The sequence below is a fragment of the Ensifer sp. genome (assembly GCF_035999185.1).
In the GTDB taxonomy this organism is placed as follows: domain Bacteria; phylum Pseudomonadota; class Alphaproteobacteria; order Rhizobiales; family Rhizobiaceae; genus Ensifer.
The window spans coordinates 1-21,412 of the sequence record NZ_DASYHB010000159.1 but is presented as its reverse complement, the minus strand read 5'-3'; the positions used below and the strand labels follow the sequence as shown (position 1 = coordinate 21,412).

The window sequence follows — 21,412 nt, the reverse complement described above, 5'->3', positions numbered from 1 at the left end:
CTTCATGCCGCTGGAAGAAGCCCAGCTCTACTTCAACGCCGAAGGGCTCGTGCAGTCGATCGAGATTTTCGTCGAACATCCTGACGTCGTGGAAGAGCTGCGCCAGCCGATCGAGGATGCGTCCGGCCGGCAGATCTTCATCACCGATTGGCGCGATCGCAACAGGACCTTTTTCTCGACGCTCGAGGTCCAGCGCAACGTCATGTTCATGATCCTGACGCTGATCGTGCTGGTCGCCGCGCTGAACATCATCTCCGGCCTGATCATGCTGGTGAAGGACAAGGGCAGCGATATCGCGATCCTTCGGACGATGGGTGCGACGTCCGGGTCGGTCATGCGCATTTTCTTCATGGCTGGCGCTGCGATCGGTGTCGCCGGCACGGTTGCCGGCGTTGCCCTCGGCGTCGTCGTCTGCCTCAATATCGAGTCCATCCGGCAGTTCTTTTCGTGGGTTTCGGGCACGACGCTCTTCAGCCCGGAACTCTACTTCCTCAACCAACTGCCAGCCGACATGAATGCGGATGAGACCGCGGTCGTCATCGTCATGGCGCTCACTCTTTCCTTCCTCGCCACGATCTTCCCGGCTTGGCGCGCCTCGCGCCTAGATCCGGTACAAGCCTTGCGCAACGAGTGACAAGGACATCGGCGGATGAGCCGGCATGCAACCGCGGTCCGCAGACGCGCAGCTATGTTTTCGAGGTGTTGCCAACGTTTGGGCCAGGGCCGGCTCTGGCGCCCTGATCGCCCCGCACGATCATGAACTCGCAGGCCTGACGGATCGCGGATGCTGTCGGCACGCGCGCATTCCTCCAGAACGCCAATGCCAATGGTCGTGGACGTGCGTTGTCAGCGCTTGATCAGACCGCCGCGATAATCGAGTTCATAGGCTTCCTCGCCGTCGACAAAGATGACCTCATGGCCGGAAAAGTGGCTGGTGTCGCCGCGACTGCAATCGATGTAGTAGCCATGGGCGTGGCGAAACTCCATGCCGCCGAGAAAATGGCGCTTCTCCTGATACATCGCCTTTAGCGCCGCCTTGATAACCAGCCCGGCCTTCTCCCCATTGATGAGGTCGGGGCGCAGGATCCGGCCGAAATAATTCATCGCCCAGCGTGGCTCTCCATCCTGCCAGACCGTCTCCTGTCCGGCGAAATCGCTTCCGCCGAAATAACTGTCGAGATAGCGCCAGCCGCCAGTTTCATAACCGATGTCGTGGGAGCCTGGGCGCGACGAAGGCCGCGGCACGCCACCACCGACGTAGGTGTTTGCTTTGGCTTCGACGATAAAGTCCTTCAGTCCTTCGATCGCGATCATGGATGTTCCTCAAATGTTCCCGTTGAGGATGGGTTCGAGCGCGCCGAATGTAAAGAACAAATAAAGAACATTCACCGAATTGTCACAGGCCGCATGCACTCTGGCCGCGGTCATCGGTCCAATCTTTTAGAAGCACGAGTTCGCCTCTGGTGTTGACGGGCTTGTCATTGGCTTTGCCTTTGCCCGTTAGCACGTTGAAGTCGCAATGCGACGTGTTGTCGGGATCGAGCGTGTCATAGGACGAGTAGGTATAGCCGGCGACCACGAATTCGAAATTGCGATAGGCGAGCGTCAGCTTCTGCTCCCAGCGGTCGCGCCCGATGGAATCATTGTGGCTGGTGATGATCAGCGAACCGTTCGCGGTCGCCTCGATCGCCGGAGCCTGCCCGGCAAAGTCGAATTGGCCCCAGACCTTGTTCGGGAGAGCCGACTTTAGCTCCAGTGCGCCGTTCTTGCCGGCCAGATAGAGATAGACGCCGTTGTCTTCATCACTTCCCTCGGCCGGACGGACGAGCAGCGCAAGATCGTCTTCACCGTCCTTGTTCCAGTCGCCAGTCGCCGCCGACACGATGCGGCTCGGATCAATTGTTTCGGCGGCCAAGGCCGTGACAGGCGAAAGGAACAGCAACGACAATATAAGGCCTGTGCGCATCGGAAACTCCCCTTATGGTTGTTGCTATTGATAGGAGGGAGCCCTCGTTTCCTCAAGCCGTCTGCGCGCTCGCACGCCAAGCGGCCGCCCCCACATTAACCATCGCGACCAGAACGTCTGGTCCATGCTTGACGAGTGAACAGAAATAGAACAAAGTAGAAACATAACGGAAAAGGAGCCATGTTATGACTGATTTTGTTCGTGACCTCGCCGCCTTCACATCGATGAGCCTGTTCATCGCCAGCATCTCTTTCATTGCCCTCGGCCTCTGATTGAGCGCCGAGTTTTCACCTCAAGCACCTCCCAGTCCTCCTCTGCCTCACTGAATAAGGGGGACGACATGTCCGGCGAAACTGGACATGTCGCGTGATAAGCGGGATACCCTGTCGAGCAGACAGGAATCGAGGTGCGACGATGGCAGATGGCGGCATGGCAGTATCGAGTGGGACACTCGCGACGGATCCGCAGTTTGTACATCTGCGTGTCCACTCGGCCTTCTCGCTGCTTGAAGGCGCTCTGCCGCTGAAGAAAGTCATCGGCAAGGCAGTCGCTGATGCCCAGCCGGCGATCGGGATCGCCGACACCAACAATCTGTTTGCTGCTCTCGAATTTTCCCAGAAGGCTTCCGATGATGGACTGCAGCCGATCACCGGCTGCCAGCTATCCATCGACATGGAAGACGAGGTGGAGGGAGAGCGACGCGGCCCTCACCAGCAACTGGCCAAGCTGCCGGCGATCGTGCTGATTGCGGCCACCGACGATGGATACACCCGGCTCGTCGACCTGGTGAGTCGGGCATATCTCAGCGGCGAGGGAAGCCAGGCGACGCGGATCACCCGCTCCTGGCTTGCAGAATGCGGCACCGAAGGATTGATCGCGCTGACCGGTGCATCCGGCGGACCGGTGGATATGGCCGTGAAGGCGGGCTCCACGGCACTGGCCGAGGCGCGTCTCGAAGCCTTGCACGACCTCTTCGGCGATCGGCTTTACATCGAGCTCCAGCGTCACGGTGGCTACGATCGGCGCCATGAGAGCCGGATGATCGATCTTGCCTACAAGTTCGACATTCCGCTCGTGGCCACGAACGAGGCCTTCTTTCCGTCGCCGTCCGATTATGAGGCGCACGACGCGCTGATGGCGGTCGCACACAACGCCATGGTGTCGGATGACAGCCGTTTTCGGCTGACGCCGGATCACTATCTGAAGAGCCGCAAGGAAATGGCGGCGCTTTTTGCCGACTTGCCGGAGGCGCTGGAAAACACCATCGAGATCGCGCGGCGCTGCTCGTTCATGCTGAAGACGCGCGGGCCCATCCTGCCGCGCTTTACCGGCGCCACCGCCGACCCTGAGGAGGCCGAGCGCGCAGAGGCGGATGAGTTGCGTCGCCAGGCCGAAGAGGGGCTTGAGGAACGTCTTGCCAAGCTTGGTATGGCGCCTGGCTATAGCGAGCAGGACTACCGCGAGCGCCTGGCCTTCGAGCTCAGTGTTATCGCGCGCATGAAGTTCCCCGGCTACTTCCTCATCGTTGCGGACTTCATCAAATGGGCGAAGCAACATGACATTCCCGTCGGACCCGGCCGCGGTTCGGGTGCAGGATCGCTGGTTGCCTACGCGCTCACGATCACCGATGTCGATCCGATGCGATTCTCCTTGCTGTTCGAGCGCTTCCTCAATCCCGAGCGCGTCTCGATGCCCGACTTCGACATCGACTTCTGCCAGGACCGGCGCGAAGAAGTGATCCGATACGTGCAGCGCAAATACGGCCGCGAGCAGGTGGCGCAGATCATCACCTTCGGTTCGCTGCAGGCGCGCGCCGCGCTGCGCGACGTCGGGCGTGTTCTCGAGATGCCCTACGGCCAGGTCGACAAGATCTGCAAGCTGGTGCCCAACAACCCGGCGAACCCGACGCCGCTCTCCAAGGCGATCGAAGAGGAGCCGCGCCTGCAGGAGGAGGCCGAGAAAGAGCCGGTCGTCGCGCGCCTTCTCGATATCGCCCAGAAGATCGAGGGCCTCTACCGCCATGCCTCGACCCACGCCGCCGGTATCGTGATCGGCGACCGGCCGCTGTCGCAACTCGTGCCGATGTATCGCGATCCGCGTTCCGACATGCCGGTCACCCAGTTCAACATGAAGTGGGTGGAGCAGGCGGGCCTCGTCAAGTTCGACTTCCTCGGCCTGAAGACGCTGACGGTGCTGAAGGTCGCCGTCGATTTCGTCAAACGGCGTGGCATCGAGGTGGATCTGGCCAGCATTCCGCTCGACGACCCGAAGACTTACGAGATGCTGTCGCGCGGCGAAACGGTCGGCGTGTTCCAGGTGGAAAGTGCCGGCATGCGCAAGGCGCTGATCGGCATGCGGCCCGACTGCATCGAGGACATCATCGCGCTGGTGGCGCTTTACCGCCCGGGCCCGATGGAGAACATCCCGGTCTACAACGCCCGCAAGCACGGCGAAGAGGAGATCGAGTCGATCCATCCGAAGATCGACCATCTGCTGAAGGAAACGCAGGGCGTCATCGTCTATCAGGAGCAGGTGATGCAGATCGCCCAGGTGCTCTCGGGCTATTCGCTCGGCGAGGCCGATCTTCTGCGCCGCGCCATGGGTAAGAAGATCAAGGAGGAAATGGACAAGCAGCGCGCCCGCTTCGTCGACGGCGCGGTCAAGAACGAAGTGTCGAAGCCGCAGGCCGACCTGATCTTCGACCTGCTTGCCAAGTTCGCCAACTACGGCTTCAACAAGTCGCACGCAGCCGCCTACGCCATCGTCTCCTATCAGACCGCCTTTATGAAGGCGCATTACCCGGTCGAGTTCCTGGCGGCGTCGATGACGCTCGACATGTCCAACACCGAAAAGGTCAACGATTTCCGCCAGGACGCCAAGCGCCTCGGCATCGAAGTAATCGCGCCGTCGGTGCAGACATCGTTCCGGCATTTCCAGACAGGCGAGAACCGGATCTATTATTCGCTAGCCGCCATCAAGGGCGTGGGCGAATCCGCCGTCGAGCACGTCGTCGAAGTGCGCGGCGACCAATCCTTCGCAAGCCTTGAGGATTTCTGCCTCAGGATCGATCCGAAGCTTCTCAATCGTCGCGTGTTTGAAAGCCTGATCGCCGCCGGCGCGTTCGATTGCTTCGGCTATGATCGTGCGGAACTGGTGGGGGGGCTCGATCGCGTCCTCGGCTTTGCCCAGCGCGCGCAGGAAAACAAGACCAGCGGTCAGAGCGACATGTTCGGTGCAGGAGCCGCCACCGGGCCGGAGCGTATTGCCCTTCCGACCTATACGCCGTGGCTCGCTTCGGAAAAGCTGCATCGTGAATTCCAGGTGTTGGGCTTCTACCTCTCGGCCCATCCGCTTGATACGTATAACGCGCTGCTTGCCAAGATGCGGGTGCAGAACTTCGGCGATTTCGCCGGTTCGGTGAAGAAGGGGGCGACCGCCGGGCGGCTCGCCGGCACCGTCACATCGAAGCAGGAACGCAAGACGCGCACCGGCAACAAGATGGGCATCGTCGCCTTCTCCGATTCGTCCGGGCAATTCGAGGCGGTGCTGTTTTCCGAAATGTTGCACCAGTACCGAGATCTTCTCGAACCGGGCAAGTCGCTGGTCATGACGGTGGCCGCAGAGGAGCGGCCGGAAGGCATCGGCCTGCGCATCCAGACCCTGCGCTCGCTCGAAGAGGAATCGCTGCAGCTGCAGAAGGCCTTGCGCGTCTATGTGCGCGATTCCGGCCCGCTGAAATCGATTGCCTCGCACCTCAACACCAGGGGCGACGGCCTCGTTTCCTTCGTTGTCATCAAGGACAACGGCCAGCGCGAAATCGAGGTGGAGCTTAGCGAAAAATTCCGAATTTCGCCCGAGATTGCCGCCGCACTTCGTTCGGCACCAGGGGTGATCGACGTCGAGCTCGTCTGATCCGGCGCAGGGTTCTCTCTGCTTTTGGTGTCAGCCCGCGGGACGCGATCGTGTAATCGTGATGAAATCGGTGCCTTGGCCGGTTTCGAGCCCGTTTTCCGTGTCGGCGATCGAAAGCGACGAGCCTTCGGCCATAAGCTGTTCGATCCGTTTGCGAACGTCGTCGGAAATCGTCAGCCGTGCCAGTGTGCGCTGTATGCCGTTGAACGCGAATGGATCGGCTTCGATGGAAATGCCGAGCCGTTTCTTGGTTGAGGACGGCAGATGGTCCTCAAGGGAAACGCCGAACCATTTTCCTTCCGCGCCTTCCTCCTCGTTGTGCCGAAACTGCAGAAAATGCGTGCCAAGCGCCTCTTCCGGCTTGTCGATGGTGAGGCCCGCTTCGAACAGCGGCTTGAACCCTTGCCGGACAAGGATCTTGCCGTTCTGCGGCGGCGCGCGACCGGCCTTGCGCAGCAGCCTGTCGGTCAGCTCCGGTGTCAGCTTGCCGTCGCTCTCAAGGCCTTCGCTCGTCTGGAAAGCGCGGAGCGCCGCGATCGTCGCCGGTCCCGCATGGCCGTCGATCGTCCCGGGTGCGTAACCCAGAAGCTCCAGCGACGCCTGCACTTCACGCATGTCGTCGCGCGCATCGCTGCGTGTGATGAGGATACGGATCGGCTCGACTGCCGAGGCGGACATGCCGGGCGCAGGTCCAGCGGGCTCCGTCATCGCCACCTCCACCGGCGTATCGCCGGCCTGGCTGATAGCGGGTCTCAGCGGCACGTCGGAGAGTGGCGGCAATACCTCCGCCGGGACAGGTCGAAAGAGCAGGGCGCTCTTGACCTCGGTCGGCGTTACCTGTCGGTCCGAGATCAGCACATGCACGCCACGCTCGGTCATCTTGTAGAGCGAGGCCGCAAAATCGCTCGGCAACCGTACGCAGCCGTGCGAGGCCGGATACTCCGGAACGTGGTTCGAACCGTGCAGTGCGATCCCCGACCAGGTGAGCCGCTGCATGAAGGGCATCGGCGCATTCGAATAGATATTCGATTTGTGATGGCGCCGCTTCTCCAGGATCGAGAAGATGCCGCTCGGGGTCGTATGACCCGCCTTGCCGGTCGAGACCGGCGACGTCGCAATCACCGCGTCGCCGTCATAGACGACCAGCGATTGCTGATCCTTCGAAACGATGATCTGTAGCGGCCCGCGACCGCCTGCAAACCCGGTTGAGGGTGACAAAAGCAGGGCGATGAAGCTGGCGGTGAGAGCAAAACGCGATACCATACACTCAACCCGACACATGACTTGGCGAACGAGCCTAGCCGGCAATCTTTAAGGAATTGGTCTGGAGACTGTGTGGGGCTGATCAAGGTTGCGTGATCGCGCGCCGGACGCACGCACGCGAGCGCAACGGGACCGCGGTTTGCGGTTTCAGGGCTCGCGCTTCCTGGTTCCGAATGTGTAACCGGTTTCGACGCTCGCCTTGCCGAACTTGTCGCGCAGCTTGTTCATGGCGTCTTCTGCAGCTGCGCGCCGGGTGGCGGCCGGATCGACGAGATCTGGGGGATCGGCGAGGTCCGGAGCAGAGAGATCGCTGACGCCGATGCCGATCAGGCGGTATTTCGTGCCGTCGGTCTCTTTCTCCAGGAGTTGAAGTCCGGTGCGGAAGATGCGGTCGGCAAGCCGCGTGGGGCTGTCGAGCCGCCGGTTGCGGGTGCGGATCTTGAAGTCTGTGGTTTTCAGCTTGAGAACGACGGTCTGGCCGGCGAGTTCCGATTTCCGCAGCCGGTGAGCCACCTGCTCGCTCAGATGCCGCAGATGCGTCACAAGGTCGTCGTAGCGGGCGAGGTCGTCGTTGAACGTCGTTTCGGAGGATACGCTCTTGGCTTCCCCGTCGATTTCGACCGCGCGCTCGTCGAGCCCGCGGGACAGGCGAAAGAGCCGCTGCCCCATCGTGCCGTAGCGCCGCATGAGGTCTGCTTCGTCCATGGTCTGCAATTGACCGATCGTGCGCACCCCGTCCCGTTCCAGAGTTGCGGCAAAGGCCTTGCCGACGCCCCAGATCAGCGTCACCGGCTTCTCTCTCAGGAATTCCAGCGCCTCCGCCTGGCCGATAACCGAAAAGCCGCGCGGCTTCTGCAGGTCGGACGCCACCTTGGCGAGGAACTTGCAGTAGGAGAGGCCAACCGAGACGGTGATGCCGATCTCCTGCTCGATGCGTCTGGCCAGGCGCGCAAGCGTGCGCGCCGGCGGATCATGGTGCAGCCGCTCGGTCCCCCGCAGCTCCAGAAAAGCCTCGTCGATCGACAGCGGCTGCACCAACGGCGTCAGTTCCTGCATCAGCGTGCGAACCTCGCGCCCGACACGCACATATTTCTCCATGTTCGGCTTGATCACCACGGCCTGGGGACAGGCCTCCAGCGCCTTGAACATCGGCATGGCCGAGCGCACGCCATGGATGCGCGCGACGTAGCAGGCGGTGGACACGACGCCGCGCTTGCCGCCGCCAATGATCACGGGTTTGTCGGCGAGTTCCGGATTGTCGCGCTTTTCGATCGACGCATAGAAGGCGTCGCAATCGATATGCGCCAAGGTCAGATCATTGAGTTCTGGATGACGCAGGATGCGCGGGCTGCCGCAGGCAAGGCAGCGCCGCACGGACGCCGCCTGTTCCCGAAGGCAGTCGCGGCAGAAGCCTGGAATTTGAGCTGCGCTGTCGACCATGCTTGGAACAAATATTGAACATTGCGACCTTACGCTCTAGGCTAGCGAGTCTCAAGGGAGGCGCGATTGGAAATCACACCGCAATTGTCGCCGTTGACAGAGCTCGCCAGGGGCATTTCGAGTGGCCCCGGCGTGAGATTAGCTGCGCCTGTGATGCGCCGAACCGAACTCGCTGCCGAAATGCCTGCGAATGGTCGCGGCCGCTTCCGTCCAATCGGTCACGGCGCAAATCCCTGCGTCGGGTTCCGGCGCGAGAGGGCGAAACTCGGAGCTGGCCATCAGGTTGATGAGCAGGCAGGACGGGGCGTGGCTCCTGACCGATCTGAGGTTGCGAAGCATGTCGTCGATGAATACCAGCGGGACGGCGCGCGCGCCGTGCAGCCGCTCGACGATTGGCCCCTTCGGCTCCTCGGAGGCCAGAAGCGGGTAGGGAAGGCCAAGCCGGTCGAGCAGAGCGCGGCGCACGGCTGCATGTTGAGGCGGCATTGCGGTCAGGAAGACGATGTCCGCTTCCTCCGACAGCGCCGCCAGCGTCTCGGCGGCCTGTGCGGCCGGGGTCTGCCAACGATCCTGCGAGCCGTAGAACGCATCGAGCAGGCTCTTGACGTCGGCCTCCGTCACCGGCTGATCGTCGGCGCGTCTGACGATGTTTCCGGTCAGACGAAAGGATCGGGGCAACAGCACGTGGCCGCAGCTGTCGAGAAAGGCTTTGAACGGATTGATGAATTCGAGAACGACATCATCGATGTCGCTGACGATGAGCGGCCGTTCCTTCAGCTTGATATCATCGATGGCGGCCATGTCTTGGCTCAATCGTCGAAGCTGGAATGGCCGGACAGGGCTGTGTGGGCACTGACCACATCCTGCGGCGCGGTGCCCGTTGCCTCGCAGAAAGCCATCAGCGTCGGCTCGTGCTCCATGAGGAAGGCGACGATGCCGCCCATGAAGCCGGGTTCGGTGATCGCGCTGCGCAGCGCTCCCGGTTCGGTGCCGGTCAGCGCCAGGAAACGGGATAGAAGCTCAGGCTCTGCCGCCAGCCAGGCAAGAATATCGATGGCGATTTCGTCGGCGTTTTTCATTGGTGCGTCCCCGTATGGTTTTTACGCCCGGAGTTACCTATTTTTCAACCAAATAGGACTATCTCTGAAGTCGAGGAAATGGGTCGAGTCGTCGGCTCCGCAAGTTAAGTATCCTGAGACGACTTGCAAGGCGGCGATGGACAGCAAGGGATCGACATGCCCAAACAGGTAATGATTGTTGAAGACAACGAGCTGAACATGAAGCTGTTCCGCGACCTGATTGAGGCTTCCGGCTATGCGACGATCCAGACGCGCAACGGCATGGAGGCGCTCGAGCTCGCGCGCAAGCACCGGCCGGATCTGATCCTGATGGACATTCAGCTGCCGGAAGTCTCCGGCCTTGAAGTAACGAAGTGGCTCAAGGAAGACGACGAGTTGCATGTCATCCCGGTCATCGCCGTTACCGCATTTGCCATGAAGGGAGACGAGGAGCGGATCCGCCAGGGCGGGTGCGAGGCCTATGTTTCCAAGCCGATTTCCGTACCGAAGTTCATTGAGACGATCAAAACCTACCTGGGCGATGCCTGAGCGGCGGGAAAATTGATATGACTGCGCGTATTCTTGTTGTCGACGATGTCCCTGCCAATGTGAAACTGCTCGAGGCGCGGCTGCTCGCCGAGTACTTCGATGTGCTGACCGCCAACGATGGCTACGCGGCACTGGCGCTCTGCGAGAAGACGCCGATCGATCTTGTGCTGCTCGACATCATGATGCCCGGCCTCGACGGTTTCGAGGTCTGCGAGCGCTTGAAGGCGAACCCGAAGACCGCACATATCCCGGTTGTCATGGTCACGGCACTTGATCAGCCATCGGACCGCGTGCGGGGCCTGAAGGCTGGCGCCGATGATTTCCTGACCAAGCCGGTCAACGATCTTCAGCTGATGTCGAGGGTAAAAAGCCTTGTGCGGCTGAAGAACGTCAGCGACGAACTGCGCCTGAGGGCACTGACGGCGCAGACGATTGGCCTTGAGGATGTTGCCCGTGCGGATCGGCCCGATGAGCCCGGCAATGTTTTGCTCGTCGATGGCCGCGGCTCGTCGCAGGAGCGCCTGCAGCGCGCCCTCAAGCCGATCGCCGATGTCTCGGTCATCTCCGATCCCCAGGCTGCACTTTTCGAGGCGGCGGAGAACAATTTCGACCTGGTCATCGTCAATGCGAATTTCGACGACTACGATCCGCTGCGGCTGTGCTCGCAGCTACGCTCGCTGGAGCGCACCCGCTTCATCCCCATCCTGTTGATCGCGGAGCAGGGCAGCGACGAACTGGTGGTTCGGGCGCTCGATCTCGGCGTGACGGACTACCTGATGCGGCCGGTCGATCCCAACGAGCTGATCGCCCGCTCGATGACGCAGATCCGCCGCAAGCATTGCAACGACAGATTGCGTGCCAGCGTCCAGCAGACGATTGAGCTCGCCGTCACCGACGGGCTTACCGGCCTGCACAACCGCCGCTACTTCGATACGCACTTGAAGCTGCTGATGGATCGGGCTGCCGCGCGCGGTCGGCCACTGTCGATCTGCATGACCGATATCGATCGCTTCAAGCAGGTCAACGACACCTACGGGCATGATGTCGGTGACGATGTTCTGCGTGAATTTGCCAATCGTATCCGCACGACGGTGCGCGGGGCCGATCTAGCCTGCCGTTTCGGCGGGGAAGAGTTCATTGTGGTCATGCCGGATACGTCGGCAGAAATGGCGGCAGGTGTCGCCGAGCGCTTGCGCACCATAATCGAGAGCCTGCCTTTCCCGATTTCGCAGGCAGATGGCCCCCTGAAGGTGACGGCGTCCATGGGGATTGCCAGCCTCAGGCCCGGCAGCGACACGGCCGAAGCTCTGCTGAAGCGGGCGGACACGGCGCTCTACCAAGCCAAGAACGAGGGCCGCAACCGAGTGGTAGCCGCCGCCGCCTGACGGACTGTTGCGCGGGTTTTCCAGACGTCCCAGGTACCCAAGGATTTTATTGGGTCACCTCTTGCAGGTTGCATTCAAAACTGTATTCTCGCTTCGACTGTTGCCGCCGGGGACCTTGGGTGGCAGCGGGCAGAACGCATTCGCCTGTCCTAGTCTGATACAGAATTAACCATGCGCCGAGCGGCCCGCTCCGCGCATTAAGAATTCGTTGATTTTTTTTCATTTTCAGGTGATGCTGATGAATAAGGAGGCATCCGCCTTCTGAGATTTTGGTTACCCCATGATGCTCAGGTCCGCCGCATCTCCTGGGTCGTGGGGTCGGTCGGTTGGCTTTTGACATCCGCGGAATCCTCGTGCCGCAGTCAGATGCCAGCCGACCCCCTATTGTGAAACGCCGTCTCGGATAGGGGCGGCGTTTTTGATTCTGCGAGCGATATCAACGCGGGAAGGGGATGCGTATCCTCAGCTGATCCGTGCTGGTCGCTCTCCCGCCGCTTGCAGCGGTCCACGGCAATTCATTCATTGCGTCCAAAAGGAAAGGGCGCCAGACCTTGCGGTCGGCGCCCTTTTCAATTCCTGGAACGATCGATCTTACTTGATCTTCGTTTCCTTGAATTCGACGTGCTTCTTGACGACCGGGTCGTACTTGGTCTTGGTCATCTTTTCCGTCATCGTACGGCTGTTCTTGGTCGTGACGTAGAAGAAACCAGTGTCGGCTGTCGAAAGCAGCTTGATCTTGATGGTAGTGGCTTTTGCCATGGTCGTCCTGCCTTTGTAACAATGAAAGCCGTGGACAACCGGTTGCGGGCCACGGGCAAGGTTGGCGCGAAACTACAAATCGCGGCCAAAAAGTCAAGGCCGTTTTGGATTCAAAACGATCCTGACCACCGAAAGCGCAACATAGAGGCCGAAAAAGGCGGCGATCGCCCAGGCAAAACCATTGTTGCCGGTGACGTCCATCGCAGCTCCAATGACCTGCGGACCGGCGACCGTACCAACCGCATAGGAAAACACGAAGGCGGCGTTGGCGGCCGCGAGGTCTGCGCCCTGCAGGCGCGAGCCCAGGTGGCTGAGGCCCACGGTGTAGAGCCCGGAAACGCAACCGCCCCAGAAGAGCAGGACGATTGCCATCAGGAACCAGCTTTCGGCGAGCATTGGCAGACAGAGCGCACCGATCAGGCCGATCACCGTCATCGCCGACAGGAGCGTGCGGCGATCTTTCACCCGGTCGGACAACATGCCGAGCGGGATCTGGAAGATGAAGTTGCCGATCCCCATCACCGTCAAAAGCAGGGCTGCCTGTGATTCGGTAAAGCCGGATCGGGTACCGAAGATCGGAAACAGCGATAGCCCACCCGATTCGACGGCGCCGAAGATGAAAACGGCGGCCGTTGCGGTTGGAACGAGATAGACGTAGCGCAGGAAATGCCGTTCCGGCTTCTCGTCGATCACGGGGCTTTCGTCCCGCGCCAGGAAGATTGGCACCGCTGCAAGCAGGATCACGCCGGCACCGACGACGAATGGAAGGATGCCGTCGCTGCCGAGGATGGAGAAGAGCAGGGGGCCGGTGGCAAAGCCGAGCGAGAGGACGGTGCCGTAGATGCCGAGCACGAAGCCGCGTTTGGCCGGCGGGGCCGTCGCGTTGATCCAGAACTCCGACAGGATGAAGAGCACCGTGATGGCGCCGTGAAAGACCACCCGCAGCGGGAACCAGAGCCAGAAGTTGGTGATGTAGTAAAAGCCAAAGGCGCTGACGGCAGCGAGAAGCACCGCCCAAAGCATGGTTGGCGCGACGCCGTGGCGATGGGCGAACTTGGTGGTGAGCGGCGCGGCCGCCATGGCGGCAAGGCCGGCCATGGCGGAGTTCAGGCCGATGAGCGTCGAGGAAATCCCGCGCTTCTCCATGATGATGGAGAGCAGCGGCAGTCCGAGGCCGATGGCAATGCCAACGGCACTGATGGCGGCAACGGCGGCGATCAGCGACCGCCAGTGAATTTCCTCAACCGGTGCAGTTGTACCGGGCGACGGCTGTGACATCGAACGCGGGTCCTTAGAGCAATGTGCGGACGAAGCGCCCACGGTGCGTGGTGTAGAGTGGCACCGGTCGCTCGCAGGGCAGCGATGGATCGGCCTTGAGACCGCTTCTGAGGTCCGCGAGTATGACGGCGGTGATGTCAGGTATCCGTAGCGACGGCGTAGCGTCTACATCGATCCACTGCAAATCCTGAAGCTCCCGACTGTCCAGGAACTGCGTCGGATCGATTTCGGCCTCGTCGGTAAAAACGGCGAAGAAGCGCGTATCGAACCGCCTTGTGTTGCCCGGAGGGGTGATGGCCCGAGCCATATAGCGCAAGTTTGCAAGATCGGGAAGGAATGGAACCGGCGAGGCTGGCGGAGAGTGGGGTGCACCGATCGCGATGCCGGCTTCCTCGTAGAGTTCGCGCACAGCCGCAAGCGCCAGCGCGCGGGCGCGCGCATCCGTCAACTCGCGCGTGCCAGAACCCTTCAGCGCCCGCAGAACGGACGGATGAAGATCGGAGCCGAAGCCAATCCGATGGTCTCCGGTGTCACGGCGTCCGCCGGGGAAAACATAAAGATCCGGCATGAAGGCATGTGCACTGTGCCGTCTGCCCATCAGGACACGCACGCGGCCGCCGATACGATCAAGCAGCATGACGGAGGCGGCATCGCGTGGTCGCATCGTTGCGGAACGCTGGCGCTTGACCTCGTCGCCGGTATCCCGCTCTAGGGTCATGCCCGGTCGTCTCGCGGGGGCAGCACGTCTTCCGGTCCGTCTTCGTGACCGCCGAAGCCGTGCATCTTCAGCGCCCATTGCAGGCCGATGACGGCGCCCTTGACCGGCTGAAGCAGCGCCAGCGAACTGATGACGGTGATGGGCACCCAGATGGCCAGGTGCTGCCAGCTGGTGAGCGGCAGGATGAGGTCGGTCGCCATATAGCCGCCAAGCACGAGATGGCCGACGATGGTCACGACGATGTAAGGCGGGAAATCATCGGCGCGATGATGATCCATGCGCTCGCCGCAGGCGGCGCACGCGTCGACGGATTTGACGTAGCTGCGAAACAGCTTGCCGCTGCCGCAGGCCGGGCAGCGGCCGAGAAAACCGCGCCGCATCGCCTGGCCTACGGAGCGCTCTTCGCTCTCGCTTCCGCCAAGGTGAAGCGTTTCGCCTGCAGCTGCTTTCATGTCCATTCCTTTACCCTGGCCGGGCGTTATCTCCGGCCCCGCGGTGGCCGGGTTCCCGGCTTCTTGCGCGGCCCTGTACGATCGCGGCGACCGGACTTGTGGAAGGAGCGCGTCGCCGTCGGCATCTTGCGCCCCTCGCTCATCATTTCGAAGCGCAATGCGCCCGCAAGCGGGACAGCCTCGACGAGTTTGACCCGGACCGGGTCACCGAGGCGATAGCCGAGCCCGGTCTTTTCGCCGGAAAGCGCCTGGTGCGCCTCATCGTAGATGAAGTAATCGCGCCCGAGCGTAGATATCGGAACGAAGCCATCGGCGCCATAGGCGGGCAGGGTGACAAAGAGTCCCGCCTTGGTGACACCGGAGACGCGGCCCTCGAACTCCTCGCCGACGCGGCCATTCAGATGGTGCGCGATCAGCCGGTCTACGGTGTCGCGCTCGGCAGCCATGGCGCGGCGCTCAAATGTCGAAATCTCGGCCGCGATGTCGTCGAGCACCGCTTCTTCCTGCGGCGTCAGGCCCCCTTCGCCAAGACCGAGCGAGGCGACGAGCGCGCGATGCACGATCAGGTCGGCATAGCGCCGGATCGGCGAAGTGAAATGCGCGTACTTCAAGAGGTTCAGGCCGAAGTGCCCGATATTCTCGGGGCTGTAGATCGCCTGGCTTTGCGAGCGCAGCACCATTTCGTTGACCATGGTCTCGAAGGGTTTTCCCTCGGCCTTGGCGAGCACGCCGTTGAAATGGTTCGAGCGCATGTTGCCGCCCTTGACGAGCGAGATATCGAGGGTCGCCAGGAACTCGCGCAGTGTCTCCTGCTTTGCAAGCGAAGGCTGGTCGTGCACGCGATAGATCAGTACCTGGCGTTTCTGCTCCAGCGTCTCTGCAGCAGCCACGTTGGCCTGGATCATCATCTCCTCGATCAGCTTGTGCGCGTCGAGGCGTTCGGGAACGAAGACACGGTCGACCGTGCCATCCGGCTTCAGGATGATCTTGCGCTCGGGCATGTTGAGCTCGAGCGGCTGGCGGCGGTCGCGACCGCGCGTCAAGATGCGGTAGCCTTCCCAGAGCGGCTTCAGGATCGTCTCGAGGATCGGTCCGGTCTTGTCGTCGGGGTTTCCGTCGATCGCTGCCTGCGCCTGCTGGTAGGAGAGCTTGGCCGCACTCTTCATCATGATGCGGTGGAACGTGTGGCCGGCCTTGCGGCCTTCCTTGGAAAAGCGCATGCGCACGGCAAGCGCCGGGCGGTCGACGCCTTCCTTCAGCGAGCAAAGGTCGTTGGAGATCCGCTCGGGCAGCATCGGCACGACGCGATCAGGGAAATAAACCGAATTGCCGCGCTTCAGCGCCTCGAGGTCCAGTGCCGATTTCGGCCGGACATAGTAGGAGACGTCGGCGATCGCAACAGTGACGATGACGCCGCCGGGATTGTCTTCGGACGGATCCGGCTCGGCATAAACCGCGTCGTCGTGGTCCTTGGCGTCAGCCGGGTCGATGGTGATGAGCGGGAGCGCGCGCCAGTCCTCGCGGTGCGCCATGGTCGCGGGACCCGCGGCATTTGCCTCTTCGATCACCCGTTCCGGGAAAACATGGGGGATGCCATGTGCGTGGATGGCGATCATCGAGATCGCCTTTTCCGAAGCGACCGACCCGATGACGGTCTGCACCTGTGCGCGCGGCAGGCCATAGCGGCCGAGCCGCGACAGCTGCACCTCGACGAGGTCGCCGTCCTGCGCATTGCCGGTGAACTCCGGATCAACAAGGATTTCTTCGCCGCGCTTTTCGATCGGCATCAACCGGCCGCCGCCGCCAGGCGTCGAGCGGAAGACGCCGAGCACGGCGTCCTTGCGCTTGTCCAGCACCTTGATGATGCGGGCGGTATAGGCCGGGCCGCCGCGCTCCTTGGCCGGGAAGATCTTGGCAAGCACCCGGTCGCCGAGGCCGCCCACCGGAGCCTTGCCCTTACCCTTGGCGACGGAGGATTGCTTGATCAGCACCGCCGGGGCAACGCCGTCGTCATCGAGCCATTCGGCCGGGCGGCCGATCAGTTCGCCATCGACATCGCGGATGGTGATGTCGAGCACCGTTACCGGGGGCAGGGCGCCGGGGCGGACGAGCGACTTGCGTTTCTTTTCGACGAGCCCGTCTACCTCAAGCTCCTTGAGCAGAGCCTTGAGTTCGACACGGGTGTCGCCCTTGAGGCCGAAGGCTTTGGCGATCTCGCGCTTGGAGGCACGATCCGGGTTTTCGGCGATGAAGCGCATCAGCACGTCACGCGGCGGAACCGCACCATGGATGATCGCTTCGCCTTCGGGAGCGGAACCACCCCCCTTGGCCGCGCGAACATGCTTGCCCATGCTTTTCTTGCCGAACTGTTCGGTCGGGTCGCGCGGTATTCTGGTCAAAATCAGCCCTTCTTGGCCTTGGCGGCCGTCTTTGATTTGCTCTTGGCGGGCGCCTTGGCCTTCGTCGCCTTCGCGGCGCCGTCCTCGGACTTGGCCGCAGCCTTCGTCGTCTTGGCCTTGGTTGCCTTGCCCTTCGTCGTCCCGCCCTTGGCCGCGCGTTCGGCAATCAGCACAAGTGCTTCCTCGACGGTCACCGACTGCGGGTCCTTGCCCTTGGGCAGGGTGGCGTTGACCTTGCCCCAGTTGACGTAGGGACCGTAGCGGCCGTCACGCACTGTAATCGCGCCGCCGTCAGGATGGTCGCCGAGCTCCTTGAGCGAAGCGGCCGCGGTGCGGCCACGGCCGGCACCGGCCTTCGACTGCTTGTCGGCGAGCACGGAGACGGCGCGGTTGAGGCCGATCGAGAAGACGTCCTCGATCGATTCGAGGTTGGCATAGGTGCCGTCATGCAGCACGAACGGTCCGTAGCGGCCAAGGCCGGTCGAGATCATCTTGCCGCTTTCGGGATGCGCGCCGATGTCGCGCGGCAGGGACAGGAGTGCCACTGCCTTTTCGTGGTCGATCGTCGACGGCGTCCAGCCCTTCGGCAGGCTCGAGCGCTTCGCCTCCTTGCCGTCGCCACGCTGGACATAGGGGCCGAAGCGGCCACTGCGCAGGGTGATTTCCTCGCCGGTGTGCGGATCCTTGCCGAGCGCCTGCGGTTCGTTCGAGACCGCAGCCTCCTCGCCATTGCTTTCGGAGGAGAGCTGGCGGGTGAAGTTGCATTCCGGGTAGTTGGAGCAGCCGACGAAGGCGCCGTACTTGCCGAGCTTCAACGATAGCTTGCCGGTGCCGCAGACCTGGCAGGTACGCGGGTCGCCGCCGTCTTCACGTTTCGGGAAGACGAGCGGCGCCAGTTCTTCGTTCAACGCGTCGAGCACGTTGGTAACGCGCAGCTCCTTGGTCTCTTCGATCTGGGCGAAGAAGTCCTTCCAGAAGTCGCGAAGCACGTCCTTCCAGTTGACCTCGCCGGCCGAGACCTGGTCGAGCTTTTCTTCGAGCGATGCCGTGAAGTCGTAGCCGACATAGCGGGTGAAGAAGCTTTCCAGGAACGCCGTCACCAGACGGCCCTTGGCCTGGGGGATGAGTTTGCGCTTGTCGTTGGTGATGTAGTCACGGTCGAGCAGGGTCGTGACGGTCGCAGCATAGGTGGACGGACGGCCGATGCCGAGCTCTTCCATCTTCTTGATCAGGCTTGCTTCCGAGTAGCGCGGCGGCGGCTCGGTGAAGTGCTGCGAGGCGTTGATCTTCTGCTTTGCGAGGTTTTCGCGCGCATTGATCTCCGGCAGGCGGCCGTCCTCGTCGCCATCGTCCGACTGTTCGCCGTCTTCCTTGGCGTCCGTATAGGCGGCAATGAAGCCGTCGAAGCGGATGACGGAGCCGACAGCGCGCAGGCCAGCCTTCTGGCCGCCGTTGTCTGCGGTGATCTCAGCGGTCGTGCGCTCAATCTCGGCCGATGCCATCTGGCTGGCGATGCCGCGCTTCCAGACGAGGTCGTAGAGCCTCAGCATGTCGCCATCGAGGAAGCGGCGGACCTCGTCCGGCGTCCGGTTGAAGTCGGTCGGGCGGATCGCTTCGTGCGCTTCCTGGGCGTTCTTCGCCTTGGTCGAGTAGAACCGCGGCTTTTCCGGCAGATAGCGTTCGCCGAACTGGCTGGCGATCGCCTTGCGCGAAGCGTCGATCGCTTCCGGCGCCATCTGCACACCGTCGGTACGCATATAGGTGATCAAGCCGACGGTCTCGCCGCCGATGTCGACACCTTCATAGAGCTTCTGCGCGACCTGCATGGTGCGCGAGGCGGAAAAGCCGAGCTTGGAGGAGGCGGCCTGTTGCAGCGTCGAAGTGGTAAAGGGCGGCGACGGATTGCGCTTGACCGGCTTTGCCTCGATGCTGTCGACGACATAGGCGGCGCCGTCGAGCAAAGTCCGCAGGCGGTTTGCTTCTTCGCCATTGCCGATCGCCTTGGGGGCGAGGCGCTTGCCATCGGCTGAAACAAGGCGGGCTTCGAACTCGTCGCCGCGCGGCGTCTTCAAGAGCGCCGAGATGTTCCAGTATTCCTCGGAGATGAAGCGCTCGATTTCGTTTTCGCGGTCGCAGACCAGGCGCAACGTCACGGATTGCACGCGGCCGGCCGAACGAGCGCCCGGCAGCTTGCGCCAGAGCACCGGCGAAAGGTTGAAGCCGACGAGATAGTCGAGCGCGCGGCGCGCCAGATAGGCGTCGACCAGCGAAATATCGATGTCGCGCGGATGGGCGATTGCTTCGAGAACCGCCTTCTTGGTGATGGCGTTGAAGGCCACGCGCTTGACCGGCTTGTCGCCGAGCACCTTCTTCTTCTTCAAAAGGTCGAGCACGTGCCAGGAAATCGCTTCGCCTTCGCGATCCGGGTCGGTTGCCAGAATGAGGCCGTCGGCGGATTTGACCGCGTCAGCGATATCCTTCATGCGTTTGGCAGAGGCGCCGTCGACTTCCCAGGACATTTCGAAGTCTTCGTCCGGACGGACCGAACCGTCCTTGGCCGGCAGATCGCGCACGTGACCGAACGAAGCCAGCACCTTGTAGCCGGGGCCCAGGTACTTGTTGATCGTCTTTGCCTTGGAAGGCGATTCCACCACTACAACATTCATCGTCATTTTCTGAGACAACCGGTTCTGGTTCGGCGTCAGCGCCGTTCGCGCCGTACTTCGCCTTATATCGACGCCCCGAAATGGACAGGGATTCGAGCGGGGTCAAGAGGGTTCACCCAAAATAACGACGAGAGGCCGGTGGGCGATCCATGCGAAAACATGCCGAATCTGCGATCTGAAACCAATGCCTTGCCACTTTGCAGTGCTTGTCGGCGGTCGCGGCTGGTCCTCATTCGGGAGCCGCGAGAGACACGAGCCCGCCCGCATGGCGATCGAGCCGACCGGCAAGATCGAGTTCCAGGAGAAGCAAATAGACCTGCGCAGGCGAGAGCCCGGTGTGGCGCACGATGTCGTCGATCTCGACGGGCGTCGGGCCAAGCGCGGTATTGATCGCGGCGCGATCGCTGTCGCTGGTCTTGATCGGATCGTTTGGTCGGGCGTGACCATCCGGCTCCCTGGCACCGGGCAAGGGCAATTCGAGCTGGCTGAGCGGCGCCAACGCCTCGATGACGTCGTCCGGGGAGGTCGTGACGATGGCGCCTTGCTTCAAGAGATCGTTGGTGCCGTGGCAGCGCGGATCGAGTGGCGAACCGGGAACAGCGAAGACAAGACGGCCGAAATCGGCAGCGTAGCGCGCGGTGATCAGCGAGCCAGATCGATGGGCCGCCTCGACAATGGTCACACCGAGGCTGACGCCCGCGATCAGCCGGTTGCGCCGTGGGAAGTCGCGCGCACGCGGCTCCCAGCCAAAAGGCATTTCGCTGATCGCCAAGCCGCGGCCGGACGCGATCTCGTCGAGCAGGCTGATGTTCTCAGGCGGATAGGGACGGTCGAGCCCGCCGGCAAGGGCGGCGATCGTGCCGGTTTCGAGACTGGCGCGATGGGCGGCCGTATCGATGCCACGGGCGAGACCGGACGTGACGACGTAGCCGGCACGGCCTGCGTCGCGCGCGATCATCGCCGCGAACTTTGCGCCGCTTGCGGATGCATTGCGCGAACCGACGACGCCGAGCGATGGGCGCGTGGCTGCGGCGAGGTCACCTTTCATCGCCAAGAGCGGGGGAGCGCCGTCGATCTGGCGCAGCGCCGCGGGGTAGCCCGGCTCGCCGATGCCGACGAATACGGCGCCGTGGCGTCGTGCGGCTTCCAGTTCCCGTTCGACCTCGTTTACGGATGCGACGCGATAGGCCTGCTTGGTTCCGCCGCGGCGCGACAGTTCCGGGAGCGCGTCGAGCGCATTTTCTGCGGTGCCGAAATGATTGATCAGGTCGCGGAAGGCGATGGGGCCGACATTGTCGCTGCGGATCAACCGGAGCCAGGATATTTTCTGTCGTTCGGTCAGCGCCACTCCGGTTCGTCCTGCGCTGCCATCAGACATTATCCCTTGTCTCCGATCTTGCTTTCCGTGCCGGCAAGCAGCCGCTGGATGTTGGCGCGATGCTTCACCCAGGTGATCAGGGTCATGAGCGCAAACAGCAGAGCGACTTTCTCGTGTCCTGCAAAGTAGAGTACAACCGGAATGACCGCCGTTGCAACCAGGGCCGAGAGCGACGAGTAACGGCTGATT

18 protein-coding genes are annotated in these 21,412 nt (G+C 62.3%); 4 read left to right on the top strand and 14 right to left on the bottom strand.

Annotated features, from left to right (window positions below; all coding sequences use genetic code 11):
• Window positions 1–634: FtsX-like permease family protein (locus tag VGO04_RS20275; protein WP_327497763.1), on the top strand; the 634-nt coding region annotated here is incomplete at its 5' end.
• 212 nt (window positions 635–846) lie between these two features.
• Here VGO04_RS20275 and VGO04_RS20270 read toward each other — a convergent pair.
• Together VGO04_RS20270 and VGO04_RS20265 are read right to left on the bottom strand one after the other, a co-directional pair.
• Window positions 847–1,314: a DUF5680 domain-containing protein gene (locus tag VGO04_RS20270; RefSeq protein WP_327497762.1), complete on the bottom strand. Its 468-nt coding sequence runs from the start codon at window positions 1,312–1,314 to the stop codon at window positions 847–849.
• 82 nt (window positions 1,315–1,396) lie between these two features.
• The gene (locus tag VGO04_RS20265; protein ID WP_327497761.1) at window positions 1,397–1,966 is read right to left on the bottom strand and encodes a hypothetical protein; all 570 of its coding nucleotides are present in this window, start codon (window positions 1,964–1,966) and stop codon (window positions 1,397–1,399) included.
• A gap of 429 nt (window positions 1,967–2,395) precedes the next feature.
• On the opposite strand from VGO04_RS20265, the gene dnaE reads away from it, so the two are divergent.
• Window positions 2,396–5,878 carry a DNA polymerase III subunit alpha gene (gene dnaE, locus VGO04_RS20260; protein ID WP_327497760.1) on the top strand — a complete coding sequence of 1,161 codons (3,483 nt, stop codon included), beginning with the start codon at window positions 2,396–2,398 and terminating at the stop codon, window positions 5,876–5,878.
• Between the two features lie 30 nt (window positions 5,879–5,908).
• Here the strand turns inward: dnaE and VGO04_RS20255 are convergent, their stop codons facing one another.
• The 4 genes from VGO04_RS20255 to VGO04_RS20240 all read right to left on the bottom strand — a co-directional run bounded on the left by VGO04_RS20255 (window position 5,909) and on the right by VGO04_RS20240 (window position 9,660).
• Window positions 5,909–7,141, bottom strand: a complete 1,233-nt coding sequence (locus VGO04_RS20255; RefSeq protein ID WP_327497759.1) for a L,D-transpeptidase family protein — start codon at window positions 7,139–7,141, stop codon at window positions 5,909–5,911.
• Between the two features lie 147 nt (window positions 7,142–7,288).
• Window positions 7,289–8,581, bottom strand: a complete 1,293-nt coding sequence (locus VGO04_RS20250; RefSeq protein WP_327497758.1) for a DNA polymerase IV — start codon at window positions 8,579–8,581, stop codon at window positions 7,289–7,291.
• A 138-nt stretch (window positions 8,582–8,719) separates the two neighbouring features.
• Window positions 8,720–9,382, bottom strand: coding sequence for a hypothetical protein (locus VGO04_RS20245; RefSeq protein WP_327497757.1), 663 nt, complete (start codon window positions 9,380–9,382; stop codon window positions 8,720–8,722).
• 8 nt (window positions 9,383–9,390) lie between these two features.
• Window positions 9,391–9,660, bottom strand: coding sequence for a DUF3572 domain-containing protein (locus VGO04_RS20240; RefSeq protein WP_327497756.1), 270 nt, complete (start codon window positions 9,658–9,660; stop codon window positions 9,391–9,393).
• A 156-nt stretch (window positions 9,661–9,816) separates the two neighbouring features.
• Here VGO04_RS20240 and VGO04_RS20235 point away from each other — a divergent pair, with 156 nt between their 5' ends.
• Together VGO04_RS20235 and VGO04_RS20230 are read left to right on the top strand one after the other, a co-directional pair.
• Window positions 9,817–10,188 (top strand): response regulator, encoded by a 372-nt coding sequence (locus VGO04_RS20235; RefSeq protein WP_003537642.1) that lies wholly within the window; start codon window positions 9,817–9,819, stop codon window positions 10,186–10,188.
• A 17-nt stretch (window positions 10,189–10,205) separates the two neighbouring features.
• Window positions 10,206–11,573, top strand: coding sequence for a PleD family two-component system response regulator (locus VGO04_RS20230; protein ID WP_327497755.1), 1,368 nt, complete (start codon window positions 10,206–10,208; stop codon window positions 11,571–11,573).
• A 591-nt stretch (window positions 11,574–12,164) separates the two neighbouring features.
• Here the strand turns inward: VGO04_RS20230 and rpmG are convergent.
• From rpmG to VGO04_RS20190, 8 genes are all read right to left on the bottom strand, one after another.
• The gene (gene rpmG / locus VGO04_RS20225) at window positions 12,165–12,332 is read right to left on the bottom strand and encodes a 50S ribosomal protein L33 (protein ID WP_034795357.1); all 168 of its coding nucleotides are present in this window, start codon (window positions 12,330–12,332) and stop codon (window positions 12,165–12,167) included.
• Window positions 12,333–12,425: 93 nt separating this feature from the next.
• The gene (locus VGO04_RS20220) at window positions 12,426–13,610 is read right to left on the bottom strand and encodes an MFS transporter (RefSeq protein WP_327497754.1); all 1,185 of its coding nucleotides are present in this window, start codon (window positions 13,608–13,610) and stop codon (window positions 12,426–12,428) included.
• A gap of 13 nt (window positions 13,611–13,623) precedes the next feature.
• Complete coding sequence (locus VGO04_RS20215; RefSeq protein ID WP_327497753.1) at window positions 13,624–14,328, bottom strand: NUDIX hydrolase; 705 nt, start codon at window positions 14,326–14,328, stop codon at window positions 13,624–13,626.
• Window positions 14,325–14,780 carry a DUF983 domain-containing protein gene (locus VGO04_RS20210; RefSeq protein WP_327497752.1) on the bottom strand — a complete coding sequence of 152 codons (456 nt, stop codon included), beginning with the start codon at window positions 14,778–14,780 and terminating at the stop codon, window positions 14,325–14,327. The genes VGO04_RS20215 and VGO04_RS20210 overlap by 4 nt, the downstream gene beginning before the upstream one ends.
• 26 nt (window positions 14,781–14,806) lie before the next feature.
• Window positions 14,807–17,179, bottom strand: coding sequence for a ribonuclease R (gene rnr, locus VGO04_RS20205; protein ID WP_327497751.1), 2,373 nt, complete (start codon window positions 17,177–17,179; stop codon window positions 14,807–14,809).
• A gap of 2 nt (window positions 17,180–17,181) precedes the next feature.
• On the bottom strand, window positions 17,182–19,845 hold the full coding sequence (topA, locus tag VGO04_RS20200) for a type I DNA topoisomerase (protein ID WP_327497750.1): 2,664 nt from the start codon (window positions 19,843–19,845) through the stop codon (window positions 17,182–17,184).
• A gap of 229 nt (window positions 19,846–20,074) precedes the next feature.
• On the bottom strand, window positions 20,075–21,223 hold the full coding sequence (dprA, locus tag VGO04_RS20195) for a DNA-processing protein DprA (protein WP_327497749.1): 1,149 nt from the start codon (window positions 21,221–21,223) through the stop codon (window positions 20,075–20,077).
• The coding region (locus VGO04_RS20190) for a glycerol-3-phosphate acyltransferase (RefSeq protein ID WP_327497748.1) at window positions 21,223–21,412 on the bottom strand (190 nt) is incomplete at its 5' end. The genes dprA and VGO04_RS20190, both read right to left, overlap by 1 nt.